14 protein-coding genes are annotated in these 15,022 nt (G+C 35.0%); 5 read left to right on the top strand and 9 right to left on the bottom strand.

Annotated features, from left to right (window positions below; translation table 11 throughout):
* The first annotated feature begins 56 nt into the window (after window positions 1-56).
* Complete coding sequence (locus ACHRV3_RS07685) at window positions 57-1,022, top strand: GlxA family transcriptional regulator (protein ID WP_047773187.1); 966 nt, start codon at window positions 57-59, stop codon at window positions 1,020-1,022.
* A 476-nt stretch (window positions 1,023-1,498) separates the two neighbouring features.
* On the opposite strand, the gene clpX is transcribed toward ACHRV3_RS07685, so the two are convergent.
* The 6 genes from clpX to ACHRV3_RS07655 form a co-directional block, all read right to left on the bottom strand.
* Entirely contained in the window at window positions 1,499-2,731 is a 1,233-nt protein-coding gene (gene clpX, locus ACHRV3_RS07680) for an ATP-dependent Clp protease ATP-binding subunit ClpX (RefSeq protein ID WP_047773185.1), read from the bottom strand.
* 77 nt (window positions 2,732-2,808) lie between these two features.
* Window positions 2,809-3,483, bottom strand: coding sequence for an ATP-dependent Clp endopeptidase proteolytic subunit ClpP (gene clpP / locus ACHRV3_RS07675; protein ID WP_047773182.1), 675 nt, complete (start codon window positions 3,481-3,483; stop codon window positions 2,809-2,811).
* A gap of 218 nt (window positions 3,484-3,701) precedes the next feature.
* Entirely contained in the window at window positions 3,702-5,024 is a 1,323-nt protein-coding gene (locus ACHRV3_RS07670) for a trigger factor (RefSeq protein ID WP_395433853.1), read from the bottom strand.
* A 117-nt stretch (window positions 5,025-5,141) separates the two neighbouring features.
* Window positions 5,142-5,486, bottom strand: coding sequence for a phage holin family protein (locus tag ACHRV3_RS07665; RefSeq protein ID WP_047773176.1), 345 nt, complete (start codon window positions 5,484-5,486; stop codon window positions 5,142-5,144).
* Between the two features lie 38 nt (window positions 5,487-5,524).
* The gene (locus tag ACHRV3_RS07660) at window positions 5,525-6,013 is read right to left on the bottom strand and encodes a YdcF family protein (protein ID WP_395433852.1); all 489 of its coding nucleotides are present in this window, start codon (window positions 6,011-6,013) and stop codon (window positions 5,525-5,527) included.
* A gap of 38 nt (window positions 6,014-6,051) precedes the next feature.
* The gene (locus ACHRV3_RS07655; protein ID WP_395433850.1) at window positions 6,052-6,816 is read right to left on the bottom strand and encodes an alpha/beta fold hydrolase; all 765 of its coding nucleotides are present in this window, start codon (window positions 6,814-6,816) and stop codon (window positions 6,052-6,054) included.
* A gap of 216 nt (window positions 6,817-7,032) precedes the next feature.
* Here ACHRV3_RS07655 and ACHRV3_RS07650 point away from each other — a divergent pair, with 216 nt between their 5' ends.
* Window positions 7,033-8,430 (top strand): hypothetical protein, encoded by a 1,398-nt coding sequence (locus ACHRV3_RS07650; protein WP_395433849.1) that lies wholly within the window; start codon window positions 7,033-7,035, stop codon window positions 8,428-8,430.
* A 50-nt stretch (window positions 8,431-8,480) separates the two neighbouring features.
* Here the strand turns inward: ACHRV3_RS07650 and ACHRV3_RS07645 are convergent, their stop codons facing one another.
* The 3 genes from ACHRV3_RS07645 to ACHRV3_RS07635 all read right to left on the bottom strand — a co-directional run bounded on the left by ACHRV3_RS07645 (window position 8,481) and on the right by ACHRV3_RS07635 (window position 12,411).
* Window positions 8,481-9,335 carry a DUF4249 domain-containing protein gene (locus tag ACHRV3_RS07645; protein WP_395433848.1) on the bottom strand — a complete coding sequence of 285 codons (855 nt, stop codon included), beginning with the start codon at window positions 9,333-9,335 and terminating at the stop codon, window positions 8,481-8,483.
* Between the two features lie 3 nt (window positions 9,336-9,338).
* Window positions 9,339-11,615, bottom strand: coding sequence for a TonB-dependent receptor domain-containing protein (locus ACHRV3_RS07640; protein ID WP_395433847.1), 2,277 nt, complete (start codon window positions 11,613-11,615; stop codon window positions 9,339-9,341).
* Window positions 11,616-11,697: 82 nt separating this feature from the next.
* The gene (locus tag ACHRV3_RS07635; RefSeq protein WP_395433846.1) at window positions 11,698-12,411 is read right to left on the bottom strand and encodes a pyridoxine 5'-phosphate synthase; all 714 of its coding nucleotides are present in this window, start codon (window positions 12,409-12,411) and stop codon (window positions 11,698-11,700) included.
* A 116-nt stretch (window positions 12,412-12,527) separates the two neighbouring features.
* Between ACHRV3_RS07635 and ACHRV3_RS07630 the strand changes: the two genes are divergently transcribed.
* From ACHRV3_RS07630 to ACHRV3_RS07620, 3 genes are all read left to right on the top strand, one after another.
* Window positions 12,528-13,187 carry a CBS domain-containing protein gene (locus tag ACHRV3_RS07630; RefSeq protein ID WP_395433845.1) on the top strand — a complete coding sequence of 220 codons (660 nt, stop codon included), beginning with the start codon at window positions 12,528-12,530 and terminating at the stop codon, window positions 13,185-13,187.
* Window positions 13,188-13,279: 92 nt separating this feature from the next.
* Entirely contained in the window at window positions 13,280-14,164 is an 885-nt protein-coding gene (locus ACHRV3_RS07625) for an NAD kinase (protein ID WP_047773169.1), read from the top strand.
* Window positions 14,165-14,337: 173 nt separating this feature from the next.
* Window positions 14,338-15,021, top strand: a complete 684-nt coding sequence (locus ACHRV3_RS07620; protein WP_047773168.1) for a DUF6089 family protein — start codon at window positions 14,338-14,340, stop codon at window positions 15,019-15,021.
* Window position 15,022: the final 1 nt, after the last annotated feature.

Here is a 15,022-nt window from a genome sequence, read left to right as displayed (position 1 = left end):
TATGAGACAATTTTTATACTTTTGTGTAGAGATTAACTTTCAAAAAGCAACAAACCATGAGCAAAAAAATAGGTCTAATTGTACCGCATGACTATAAATTATTGAGCATTGCAGCGATTTTAGAAGTTTTTGAAACCACTAATAAATTGCATACCGGAATTGAAAAACCTTTTGAGATTATGGTCTTTCAATCTTCCGAACAGATCAATCAGGAACACTTGTTCGGATATGAAGTACAACCAATAGAAACTTCTGAAGAACATCCGGAATTGATTTTGATTCCCGCTTTTACTACAGACAATATGAGTGAGGTGATTGCAAAGAACAAAAGTTTTATTCCGTGGTTACAAAAGCAACACAAAAAAGGAGCTGAATTGGCTAGTTTTTGTACCGGTGCGTTTTTGTTTGCCGCTTCAGGTTTACTAAATGAAAAACTGGCTACTACACATGTGGATGCTTGTAGTGCCTTTACTAAAGCTTTTCCATTAGTCAAACTAAAATCAGAGGAAACTTTGACAGCAGATGGGAGCTTGTATACCAGTGGAGGCTCTACCTCAACCTTTCATTTATTGATTCTATTGGTTCAGAAATATTGCGGAAATGAGATTGCGGTTCAGATCGCCAAGATTTTCTCGATTGATTTAAACCGATACAAACAGAGTTATTTCAGCACGTTCAGACCCAATCATTTGCATAATGACAGTCTGGTTGCCATGTTACAGCAAAAAATAGAGAATCAATACAGTACCATAGAAAAACTGGAAGAGATCACCAAAGATATTCCCACCAGCGCCCGAAACATGACACGTCGTTTTAAACTGGTTACAGGAATTCCGCCTATTGAATATTTACAGAATATAAGAGTAGAGAGTTCAAAGAAATATCTGGAGCAAACGCAGCTTTCGATCTCTGAAATTATAGAAAAAACAGGTTATAATGATCCTAAAGCGTTTAGAAAAGTATTTTATAAAATGGTCGGCATGAAACCTATTGAATATCGCGACAAGTTTAGGGTGCAATAAATTACGCTTTTTGGAGTAAAAGGCAAAGTCGCAAAAAATTTTAAACCATATAAGTGATGTAAGAAAATATAAGTTTTGAATTCGATTAACTTATAACTCTCCTTGTGATAAATGTCTTGTAAGCATTGGAGCTATTTTTCTCGCAAAGCCGCAAAAAATTAAACCATATAAGTCATAGAAGAAAATATAAGCTTTAACTTAAGTGAACTTATAATTCTCTTTGTGAAAAATGTCTTGTAAACATTGGAACTATTTTTCTCGCAAAGACGCAAAGTCGCAAAAAATTAAACTATACAAATCATTGAAGAAAATATAAGCATAAAATTAAATGAACTTACATCACTTATATGGTTTAAACCGACCCTCATTAGCTTAACAACTAAAAGATCAATCTCTTTTTTTTACTGCGTCGAGAATTAAAAAACCACTTTTCAGTCAAAAAAAACGCCTCAGATGAGGCGTTTTATAGTATTGTTTTAAGAAGCAATTTCCATTCTCTTCAATAAATTTTTACTTAGTGTATGTTCGGCATACTCTCTGTCGATTGTCAGTGTTTTGTCGTCTGAACTTGGCAATTCATACATCGCATCGGTTAAGATTGCTTCACATAACGAACGCAATCCACGTGCTCCTAATTTGTATTCTAATGCTTTGTCAACAATAAAATCTAAAGCTTCATCCGTGATACTGAATTCAACTTCATCCATCAAAAATAACTTTTGATATTGTTTGATTAAGGCATTTTTAGGTTGCGTCAAGATTGCACGTAGCGTTTCTCTGTCCAAAGGATCCATGTGCGTTAAAACCGGTAAACGACCGATAATCTCCGGAATCAATCCGAAATCTTTAATGTCTTTTGGAATAATATATTGTAACAAATTGTCTTTGTCGATATTGTCTACATTTTTAGAAGTTGAATATCCAACTGCCTGACGGTTTAAACGCTTTGAAATAATACGTTCTACTCCATCAAAAGCTCCACCTGCAATAAACAGGATGTTTTGGGTATTTACTTCTACAAATTTCTGGTCCGGATGTTTACGACCTCCTTTTGGTGGTACGTTTACAACTGTTCCTTCCAGTAATTTCAATAATGCTTGTTGTACACCTTCACCTGAAACGTCACGTGTTATAGATGGATTATCGCTCTTACGGGCGATTTTATCAATTTCATCAATAAATACGATTCCTCTTTCGGCTTTGGTTACATCATAATCAGCAGCTTGTAGCAAACGTGTCAAAATACTTTCAACATCTTCTCCTACGTAACCTGCTTCTGTAAGTACCGTTGCATCAACAATAGCCAAAGGAACGTCTAACATCTTAGCAATCGTTTTTGCCACCAATGTTTTTCCGGTTCCGGTCTGACCCACCATAATGATGTTACTTTTTTCGATCTCTACTTCGTCGTCTAATTGCTGTTGCATTAAACGTTTGTAGTGATTGTAAACCGCAACCGACATTACTTTTTTAGTCTGATCCTGACCAATTACATATTGATCCAAGAAAGCTCTAATTTCTTTTGGTTTCTTTAAAATTAAGTCCCCAACTAGTTTTGCACTTCCGCTTGATTTTAATTCTTCTAATACAATTCCGTGTGCCTGCTCAATACACTTATCACAGATATGTGCATTGATACCTGCAATCAATAAATTGGTTTCTGGCTTTTTTCTTCCACAAAACGAACATTCTAATACTACTTTTGCCATTTCTTATGTTTCAAGTTTCAAGTTTCAGGTTCCAAGTTAACAATAGCAACTTTAAACCTGAAACTTTAAACCAATTTTTATCCTCTTCTCAACACCTCATCAATCATTCCGTATTCTTTAGCTTCGTCTGCGATCATCCAGTAATCACGCTCGCTGTCTTTGTGTACTTTATCAAAAGTTTGTCCTGAATGTTGTGAGATGATGTTGTACAATTCATCTTTTAGTTTCAACATTTCACGTAAGTTGATTTCCATATCGGTAGCTACTCCTTGTGCTCCTCCTGATGGCTGGTGAATCATTACTCTTGAATGTGGTAAAGCGGAACGTTTTCCTGCTGCTCCTGCACATAGTAAAACGGCTCCCATAGAAGCTGCCATACCGGTACAAATTGTCGCTACGTCAGGTTTGATGTATTGCATAGTGTCGTAAATCCCTAATCCTGCGTAAACGCTTCCTCCCGGAGAATTTAAATAAATCTGAATGTCTTTTGATGCATCAGCACTTTCCAGGAAAAGTAATTGTGCCTGAACGATATTAGCGATCTGGTCGTCGATACCTGTTCCTAAAAAGATAATTCTGTCCATCATTAATCGGGAGAAAACATCTAATTGAGAAATATTCAACTGACGTTCTTCGATAATATATGGAGTCATATTGGTTGGGTTCATTGCCGCTACGATTTTATCATAGTACATGGCATTTACTCCTTGGTGCTTTGTAGCAAATTTTTTAAATTCTTTACCGTAGTTCATATGTATCTGTTCTAAGTTTAAGTTTATTTGATGTCTATTTTAATTTATCAAAGGTCATACCTTTTTATGAATAATGCCAATATGTCTTCTTTTCGTTTAAAATGTTTCAGGTTTCAAGTTTCAGGTTCACGAACTTGAAACCTGAAACCTGAAACAAAAAAAAAGAGCGTCAAAAGAAAATATCAATTGACGCTCAAATATACTTATTTTTTCAGAAATTATTCTCCGTATGATGCAGCAATAAATTCTTCGTAAGTTACTTCTTTAGTTGTTGGATTTGCTTTTTCTTTAAACAACTCTAACAATTTCTCTGCAACAACTTGCTCAGAAAGTCTTTTTACTTCCTCTTGGTTAGATAAAACTCTAGCCACGATTCCTTGTACTTCCTCGTCAGTTGGGTTTGTTTGACCAAATTGAGCCATTTGTTGTCTGATCGCGTTTGTTGTAAAAGCTTTCAAATCTTCAAATGTAATTTGGATATTACTTTGAGCCATTGCTTTTCCTTCAATCAATTGAAAACGCAATCCTTTTTCAGATCTTGCATATTCTACTTCAGCTTCTTCTGCAGAAAGTTTTTTCTCTCCAACAGTTTGCAACCATTTTTTAAGGAATTCTGACGGTAAATCAAATTTTGTGCTTTCGATAAGGAAATCCTGAACGTCTAACAATAATTTTTGATCTGCTTGTTGTGCAAATTGCGCTTCAGCATCTTCTTTGATTTTAGCTTTTAAGTCTTCTAATGAAGCTACTTTTCCTTCACCAAAAAGTTTATCAAATAAATCCTGGTTTAATTCTGCCAATTCAGCTCCGTTGATAGCTTCGATAGTAAAGTTTACTTCGATATCTAAACCGTGAACATTATCATGACCTACTTTTAGGTAGTCCATTAATTGGTGATCATCTTCGAATAAACCTTTTGTGCTTACTACAACAACGTCTCCTACTTTTTTACCGATGAATTTATCTCCGGCAGCTTTGTTGAAAGTAGCTACAGAAATGGTAGTTGTGTTATTGATTCCGTTTTCTTCATTAGAAAAAGTTCCAGTTAAGTCAGAATCTGCAACAACAGCTTCTTGAGGAATTGCTTTTCCGAATTGTTTTTGGATACGCTCTACCTGACCGTCGATTAATTTAGCATCAGCTGTAACGATATATTTTACGATATCATTTTTAGCTTCTAAATTAATTTCGAAGTTTGGTACTAAACCAATTTCGTATTCGAAAGTTAACTCTTCAGCATCCCAATCGAAGTTTTCGTTTACTTTAGCAAGAGGAGTTCCTAATAGATTTAATCTTTCAGATTGTACAAAACGCTCTAAAGCTAAATCAACTACTTTTTGAATTTCTTCTTGTTTAATACCTTTTCCGTATTGTTTTTCAACAAGGTCTTTAGGTACTTGTCCTTTTCTAAAACCTTTTACAGTTGCTAAAGGCATTTTTTCGTTTATTCTTTTTTGCACCTGCCCTTTGTAGTCCATGTGAACAACGTTCATCACAATCACTTCATTAACAGCGTCTATTGCTACTCTTTTAATATCCATCGTGTTCTTTAATTTACGTAATAAAATTGGGTTGCAAAATTATAAAATTTTTGCAACCCAACCAAGTTTTTAACCTATTGTATTTGAAGCCCTTTTTTATTCGGCTTTGATTTTAGTTTATTTATCGTCTCCTACAATTTTATAAGTAATAGATTGAAGAATAGACAATATAATACTGAAGAATAATGCGGTCCAGAAAGACTCCACTTTAAAGCCTCCGACAATATTGGTGCACAGAAGAATAATAATGGCGTTAATCACCAGTAAAAACAAGCCCAACGTCACAATCGTAACTGGAAAAGTCAGAATGACCAATATTGGTTTTATAAAAAGATTCAGCAACCCTAAAACTACCGCAACAATTACAGCGGTGGTAAAACTGGCAACATGAACACCTGGTAAAAAGTGAGCGATCACCAAAACCAAGGCAGCGGTAACAAGAAGTCTGAGTAATAAATTCATAATTGTATGGTTTAAAATTTATTTAAAAGTACTAAAATTTAATAATATAAGCCTTTGCTTAAAATTCCATTGATTGCTTTTTTTTCATGGATCACCAATCGCTCTTTTTCTGTATCAGAAATAGCATGGACTACTCCGGCATATTCCACGTTATCAAATCCTAAAATTTCATCAAAAATAAGCTTCACCCTTTCGACATGATAGTCAGAAGTAATCACAACGACCGTATCAAAGTGATGTTTAATCAATATCTTTTTTGCTAATACTGCATCTTCGACCGTATTGGCAGACAAGGCCGCTTCTAAGAAGTTTTCCGCACTAAGTCCATTCTCTGTTAAATAGTTCATTGCATAGTCTGCATGCGGATAAGGCGCTGTATTAAAATGCGCTCCAAAACCTCCTGTACAAATAATATAGTTATCCTTTGGCTCAAAAATATCCAAACAATAATCTAATCGGTCCAGCGCTATTTGCCCTAAGTTTCCAAGTTCTGAATTTGGAGACCCCAGTACAATTAAAACTTTCATCCTTTAACTTTAATAACAGTAGTCGTCATCCTCAAAACTTACTCTTTTAAAAATGCCGTTGTCAGTTCAAAAAACAATTTTGGATTTTCGGCATGAAGCCAATGTCCTGCATTAGGTATCGTATCTAATTTTACATCCGGAAAATGCTGACGTATTTGTTCCATGTCTTCGTCCTTAATATAACCAGAACTTCCTCCACGTATAAACAAGGTCGGTTTATCAAAAACCAAACCGTCTGCCAACGCTTTTCCTATAGCATCTAAATTACCATTAAAAACAGCCAGATTAAAACGAAAGGCCAGTTGTCCGGGTTCCTGCCAATATAAATTTTTCATTAAAAACTGACGGGTTCCAAAATCCGGAACATATTGTGTCAAAATAGCCTCTACGTCATTTCGGCTTGGCTTTACAGAAAAATCAACTGCATTTAACCCCGCCAAAATATCCTGATGATGCTGGTTGTAAAATCTCGGACCAATATCAGCCACAATTAATTTATCTACTAATTCCGGATAAGTCGTCGCGAAAAGCATCGCTACTTTCCCTCCCATCGAATGTCCTAAAATATCAATTTTGCTTAGCTGATTTGCCTGGCAATATTCGAACACGTCCTTTGCCATCGCTTCATAGGTAAATTCATCGGAATGAAAACTGCGTCCATGATTTCGCAAATCCAAAACATGAACCTGAAAACCTGACTCTGCATATTGCGAAGCAAGCGTTTTCCAGTTATCTGACATTCCTAAAAAACCATGCATGATAACGAAAGGTTTCCCTTCGCCTTCTATTTTTGAGTATAACATTTATGTTTTTATTTTAAGTATTGCAAAGGTAAAAAACTTATTTATCAATTTACAGCAGAACGAGATCTTCAACCGTTATTTCAAAATTAAATCATCAGCAAAAAGTTTCCTTTTTTTACGGTTTCGCGTAAAAAAAAACGAATCCAAAACAGTACCTTGCACCTTCAAAAACCGAAACTTTTGTTTCATTCATTTAATTAATTTCAACCCTTCACCATGATTAAAAAAATTATTTTAACATCGTTAGTTCTTTCGCAACTAGCAATTTCCTGTTCAAGTGATGATAGTAAAGACGAAACCAAGCCGGAAACAGAACAAACTCTTGCCGAGCAAATTGCAAACATTGTTAAACAACCTTATTCTAATTTAACTCCAGCCGAACAAAAACAAAAACTGGAAGTAGAGGCTAACGAAATGTTGGTACAATTGGACAAATCAAAAAGCTCAAATGCAATTGAAGCAATAAAGAATTTAGGACGTTTATTTAGCCTTAATCACATCGATCTTTTTGACGGAAAAAGCGATAACGGTGTTGAAGAAGCTTTAAACATTTCAGGAGTTTATGGAATTTACACTTGGAACAATGCACAACAAAACTGGACAAAAACAGCTTCTTTAACAGAATTAAAGTTCGTTTTTCCTGCTAAAGCATCTCAGACTGTAAACAATGCTGTTTTAACTTCTAAAAGCACACCTTCTGATATAAAAATAAAAAACATCGACACTTACGGAGAATCGTCATACAATCACGAAACTGGAAGCTGGACCCAAACTCCTTCTCTACATGATTGGTTCTTTTTACCAACAGCAACAGATGCAACATTAACAATCGACGGTGGAGCGTCTGCTACTTTTACTCAAACAGCTAAGTATTCTAACGGAAAAGAAGTTCCAAATGAATTTGCATACAAAATCACATTAAACGATGGTTACATCTGGGAAATGAGTGGTACAAAGGCTACTGAAAACACTTCAAAAGCTTCCTTTACTTTTAATGGTAAAAACCTGGTTCAATTTACTGCCGGCAGTACTTCTCAGATAGACGCTTTACTTGACAATAAAGAAGTTGTCGCTTACAAAGGAAAAGCTAATGGATTGATTAGATTGATGGACAATTTTATTATTGTTGCGGATGCGGACTTAGCTACTGAAGCTGCAGATGATATTGCTTTACGTAAAAATAATACCCGACCTGCATATCCTGAAGAATACAACAATCCTAAAAACAATTACAAAGAATATTATACTGCTTCAAACGCCTACGAAAAAAGGATCTCTGAAGGAACAGCAGCTAATTTTAACAAAAACATGAAATTAGCTTTAGTTTCTAAAAAAGACGGAACTAAAATTGCTGAAATTGTTCTACATTCAGAAGAAAGAGGCAATCCTTTTACTTTTAACTTACCAATTTGGGTCGTTAACGATTCAAGTACAGGCGGCTACTGGTCATGGTATAGTGAAAAAGGCGAGAGATTCTCTCAACCGTACCTGGAGGAAATATATTACTTAAAATTCAATGATAAAACCGAAGTAGAAATGAGTGTTTATTTCTCTGCAGGATTCACGGAATTAATAACTAAATTTAACGATTTCACTAAGTCTTTTAAAAAATAACTTTTTTTTAAAGAGGATCTAAAGCCGATTTGAACGTATTCAAATCGGCTTTATTTTTTAGCCGGTGTTTTTACCAGCAAAGTGCTCTGACCATATCCCGCCCAAATACCAATCCCTCCTGTTATATTCGATTTCAAACTGGTGTTCGAAGGGTAAATCGGGTTTTTACTGTTTACAATTTCATTTTGCCAACTGTTCCAGAAATCCAACGCTTCTTTGGTTTGGGTTCTTAATTTCACATAAATCACATCTCCATCGACAAAATAAGGCGTGAATTTTGTTTTAGGAAAAAGCAAAATCCCTCTGTTGATTTGTGCCAAAACAGCGGATTCCTGAAAGTTTTTATCATCTAAATTCCCATAAAACGCAGGAACAAAAACAGGTTCTTTCCCTTCAATTTTTGTAGCTAACTGATAATAATTTTTTTCGTTTAACGGATCATCAAATCTTACAAACACATAACCGGTTGTATCGGAAGGATTCTTTTTTACATATTCTGCACTTTTAAGCGTTACACTTTTTGGAATTGCTGTAACCGCTTTAACGACCCTGTTTAAATATTCTATTTTTAAAGCGTATTCTTTTCCTGCTTCACCTCTTAAAGTGAATCCGAAATAAACAAAGGGCGGTATTCTGTTTTTATCATTTTTAACCCTTAAAACTTCTGATGTAACACCATCTGAGATTGTGATTTTTGCTGATCGTATGACATGGTTTAAAACAGCTGTAGAATCTGTAGCACTAGTGACGGGAACACTGCTCGACAGTAAAACCTGTGCAAAATCACCTTCTTCAATCCACCCTTCTACTACAATCTTAGATTCAACGTTAGTTTTTTGACTAAAATCATCTTTAGAGCAGCTAATGGTTATTACAATCAAAAGAAATAAAACACACTTTTTCATCTGTTAAAATTTAAATCTCCAACTTATTGAAGGTAATATTCGATATAAAATCTTCTTATCTTGTTTTACAACTATATTATTACGATCCTTATCCACCGCAACATCCAGCACAACATAAATCGGATTGTCTAAATTGAATGTATTGTAAATTGAAAAATTCAGAGCACTTTCTTTTTTATTCGTTTTTATGAAAAAGTAGTTAACGGATAAATCTGTACGGATATAATTTGGCATTTGCGCATTATTGTATTCCGAATACTCTTTGACAGGGTTATTGTTGATAAAGTACCACGACGTTGGCATTGTAAAACGATTTCCTGAACTAAACAGCTGCGTCAATCCAAAACTCCATTTCGGATTTAAATCATACATCCCCACCAAAGAGAGATTGTGTCGTCGGTCGTATTTTGCAAAATAAGTATTTCCATTATTGAGTGCGTCAAAATTTCGATCCGACCAGCTCAAAGTATAACTCAGCCAACCTTTAAATTTTCCGTTATTCTTTCGAAGCATCATTTCAAAACCATATGCCTTTCCATTACCAACAAGCAAATCATTCTTCAAAGTGGTAATTTCATTGAACTGTGTTACGCCATACGGATATTCGAGTAAATTTTTCATTGTACGATAAAATCCCCCGAATGAAGAAACTAAATTCTTCGAGATATTCTGACTGGAACCAACAGAAAACTCATCTGATGACTGGGGTTTTATCCCCTCTGAACTGGCAATCCAGAAATCAGTCGGAATCCCGACACTGGAGGTAGTTATCAAACTCAAATATTGATACTGTCTATTATAAGATGCATAAAAAGAATATTTGTCACTGGCCATATAATTCAGCAGCACACGAGGCTGGAAATGAAGATAGGAATTCGAAGATCCTGAGGTATAATAATTAATCCGAAGACCTAGTTCTGCATTTAAACGATCTCCAAACTTTGGTTTAATAGTGGTGAAAACCGCCCCTTCTCCAGCATTAATCACCGTATTTTGAGTCGTATTATTTACATCTGCCAAATTTTCAATGGCAACTTTTTGAGGTTGCAAATTGTGGTATACATATTGCAAACCCGATTCAAAAGGAATGTTTTTAATGGCATAACGAACCGAATTGGTAAACCCAAAATCTTTTACATAAGAAGAAACTTCAAACTGAATGGTAGCTTGTTCCATGCTTAAGTTATTCGAATATTGACTGAAATAAACCGAATTGGTCATACTTACATTCGAAGAAATAGTTGTCGCCAAGGTCGGAGAAACCGTAAAATTACTCCACTTTAAATTCGTTCGAAGCGCAAGATTACTGTCTTTAATTTTCAACTCATCGGCGCTAAAAAAAGCATCAACAGTAAGCAGATTGTTTTTGGTTATCTGAGATACAAAAGTCATATTCCCGTCTGAAAATCCATATTTCATATCCTGAACATCATTATTTTTTGAACCCCTATTTAATAATGGCGCAATAATTTCGTCAATATAGGTTTTTCTTCCGGATACATAAAACCCTGTTTTTTTGGTAATCGGAACAGCTAAACTTAATTGTGAAGCCAAAATCCCCACATTTCCCTGAATCCCCAATTCAGTAGGCAGCGCTTTATTAGGAAGTAATAATATAGTTGAACTTAACCGTCCGCCATATTTTGCATTTGAACTTGATTTATCGAATTCAACTTCTTTAATATGGTCGGCATTATAAAAAGGAAAGATTCCTAACAAATGAGACATTCCGTAGATTGGAGTTCCATTATACAATATAGCATTATGCCCCGGGTCTCCGCCTCTGACGTACAAATAACCATTGGCGTCACCTGAGTTTTGCACCCCTGGCGTCAGCTGCAGCAATTTAATGATATCTGTCGTTCCAAGTGCAGTGGGCAGAGCGGATAGTTCTTTTAAATTGAATGATAATTTCCCTCCCGATAGTGTAGTAATTGTATTTTTTCTATCATTAGCTATCACAACTTCTTTTAAAAGCGAAGTGTCTTTTTCTAAAACAATTGAGACTAAAGTGTCTTTTTGGCAATCAAATTGTATGCTTTTCTCCACATACCCTAATTGATTTACTATAATGTTGATTTGTCCTAAAGGAATATTTTTAGAAAAATTCCCCAGACTATCCGTTATAACGTATTGACTAAATTTATTTGAAGTAAAAGAAACACTTGCACCTACTAAATTCTCATTTTCAGAAGATTTTATCTTTCCGACAACAACTGCCTTTGATTGTGCAAATACATTGAAAAAACAAAAGAAACAAAAGAAAGTAATTAGCTTCAACACCTTGATTTTAATAAGAAAAGGGCGAAAGTAAACAATTATAACCCAATTACATCAGGTTATAATTGTTTTATATAGTAACTTATTTCAGTTTTTGCAAATACATATTCACCACATTATCCAAACCAAGATAAAGCGCTTCTGAAATTAAGGCATGACCAATAGACACCTCTAACAATCCCGGAATGTTTTGTTTGAAGAATTGAATATTATCCAAACTTAAGTCATGACCTGCATTAATTCCTAAACCTAATTCGTTGGCCAGTTTTGCTGCTTCAACATAAGGATCAATTCCGTTTTTATTTCCTAAGCCGTATTGATGTGCAAAAGCTTCTGTATACAATTCAATTCGGTCCGCCCCTGTTTTTTTGGCACCTTCAATTATTTCCAAAACCGGGTCTACAAAAATCGAAGTTCTGATTCCGTTACGCTGAAATTCCTGAATAACCTCACTTAAATAAGATTCATTTTTTATAGTATCCCAACCGGCAGAAGAAGTAATGGCCCCAATTGCATCGGGAACTAAGGTAACTTGTGTTGGTTTACACTCTAAAACCAAATCAATAAAATTATGCTGTGGATTTCCTTCGATATTATATTCAGTATGTACAATGGCTTTTAAATCGCGCGCATCCTGATAGCGAATATGACGCTCATCCGGACGTGGGTGAATCGTGATTCCTTGTCCGCCAAAATTCTGGATATCTGTTGCCACTTTTAATAAATCAGGAACATTTCCGCCACGGGCATTTCGCAACGTTGCAATTTTATTGATATTTACACTTAATTTTGTCATATAAATAGATAATTAATTCTAGTAACATTATATTTGTTACCACAAAAATACAAAGTAAAAGGTAGCAGTTTTTGCTATTTTTTGATTATTTTGCATCAAATATCCACAATTGATCTATGACAGAAATTACCAACTATATCACAAACGATTTTCGAGCAATCGACAGCCAGGAAACGATAGCGTCGGTTCAGGACTTTTTTGCTGACCTAAGTTTTTCCCATTTTCCGGTTTTAGAGAATGGTATTTACATTGGAAGCATCTCCTCTGATGATGTTGAAACTTTTGATACAGACAAAAAAACAATCGACTATAAATATACGTTTGAACGTTTTTTTGCGCGAAAATCAATGATTTGGTTAGATCTTTTAGAGGTTTTTGCTAAAAATCACACCAACACCGTTCCTGTTCTGGACGAAAACAACACTTATATCGGCTATTATGAAATGGAAGATATAATGAAGTTTTTTAAAGAAACTCCATTTTTAAAAGAACAAGGTGGCATCATTATCATTCAAAAAGGACTTATCGATTACTCCATGAGTCAGATCACTCAGATTGTAGAAAGCAATAACGGTAAAATTCTGGGTTGTTTCATCTCTGAAGCCGATCTCGAGAATGTTCAAATCACCATAAAAATTGGATTGGGAGCCATGAATGAAATCATTCAGACTTTCAGAAGATACAATTACGAAATTATATCAGAACATCAGGAAGACACCTATATCAACAGTTTAAAAGAACGTTCTGATTATCTGGACAAGTACCTTAATATATAATTTAAAATATAACAAGCAGAAAATGAGTCAATCAGATCGTCCCCCAAGACATTGACACATCATCAAATTTTCTCATTATCTAAACAAAAAGAATGAAAGTAGCGATTTACGGACAATATTATCAAAACAGTACGGAACCGATCATAAAAGACATTTTCTTGTTCTTCAATTCGAACAACGTTGAAATGGTAATTGAAGAAAATTTTCTAAAAATGCTTTATGAAAAGCAACTTATTAATGCGGAGTACAACACCTTTTCTTCGACTACTTCTTTAGATGATAGCTTTGAAATGTTGATCAGCATTGGCGGTGACGGGACTATTTTGAGAGCAGCTACTCTAGTTCGGGATTCAGGCGTTCCAATCTTAGGAATAAATGCAGGAAGACTCGGATTTTTGGCCACTGTACAAAAAGAAAAGATTGATAGTTTTTTACAGTTTGTAGTCGACAAAAACTACACGATCTCTGAGAGAACTTTATTAAGTCTGACTTGTGAGCCAAAAAATGATGCTATAGCCGAATTAAACTTTGCCATGAATGAGGTTACTATAAGCAGAAAAGACACCACCTCGATGATTACAGTTGAAACGCATTTGAACAATGAGTACCTGACTTCGTACTGGGCAGATGGTTTAATCATTTCTACACCAACAGGGTCTACAGGATATTCGTTAAGTTGCGGAGGACCATTATTAACGCCAGATGTCAAAAGTTTAGTGATTACCCCTATTGCCCCACATAATTTAACGGCAAGACCTCTTGTAATTCCGGATGATACCGAGGTAAAACTTCGTGTTTCAGGCAGAGACGATCAATATTTAGTTTCACTGGATTCCAGAGTTGCTTCTGTAAAAAACGAATCCATTTTAACCATAAAAAAGACCAATTTCAAAATAAAAATGGTCGAAATCCCAGGCGAGACTTTCTTGAAAACCTTGAGAAACAAATTGCTTTGGGGAGAGGACAAAAGAAATTAATCTCTTTTCTGATTCACAAGTATACTATTGCAGTACTTTTTCCCGTTCTGCATGTAGCGAATCATCATTAAATGTCTAAAAATCATATCGTAAATTGAAAAAAAAGCACATTTTACTAAAGAAACTTTGATTCGTATTGATAATTATTATATTTGCACGCAATTCTGAATTAAATGAAGAAAATTTTTAATTTATTGTTCTGTTTTTTCCCCTTCTTAACACTAAGCGCTCAAATAAATGAGATTGGTGTTTTCTTGGGTGGAAGTAACTTTGTAGGAGACGTAGGAAAGACCACCTATATCGCTCCTGAAAAACCGGCTTTTGGTATACTATATAAATGGAACCGAAGCCCACGCCACTCCTACCGTTTCTCTTACACTCAGTCTACCGTAATAGGAAATGACCTTGATTCTAAAGAAACCGGAAGAAGCAACAGAGGTTATAAATTTAAAAACAATATAAAAGAACTGTCAGCTGGTCTGGAATTTAACTTTTTTGATTTTAATCTTCACGATTATCATCCTAAAGTTACACCGTATCTGTTTTCGGGATTGAGTTTCTTCAACTATGATGATTTGTATATCTCGGGTGGACAAACAAGAAAAATCAAAAATTCAAATTCGTTTGCAATACCTATTATATTAGGGATAAAATCGAATATAACGCCTCATCTGATTTTAGCAGCAGAAGCCGGAGTGCGTTATACCTTTACTGATAATATTGACGGAAGCAATCCCAGCAATGGAAATTTAGCTCCTTTACGTTTTGGAAATTTAAATAATAATGATTGGTATGTATTCTCAGGTGTTACTTTAACGTATACCTTTGGACAAAAACCTTGCTATTGCGCATATTAAT

Source organism: Flavobacterium sp. FlaQc-49 (assembly GCF_044005985.1).
GTDB classification, from domain to species: Bacteria; Bacteroidota; Bacteroidia; order Flavobacteriales; family Flavobacteriaceae; genus Flavobacterium; species Flavobacterium cupriresistens.
This window is presented reverse-complemented; position numbering and strand designations above follow the sequence as displayed.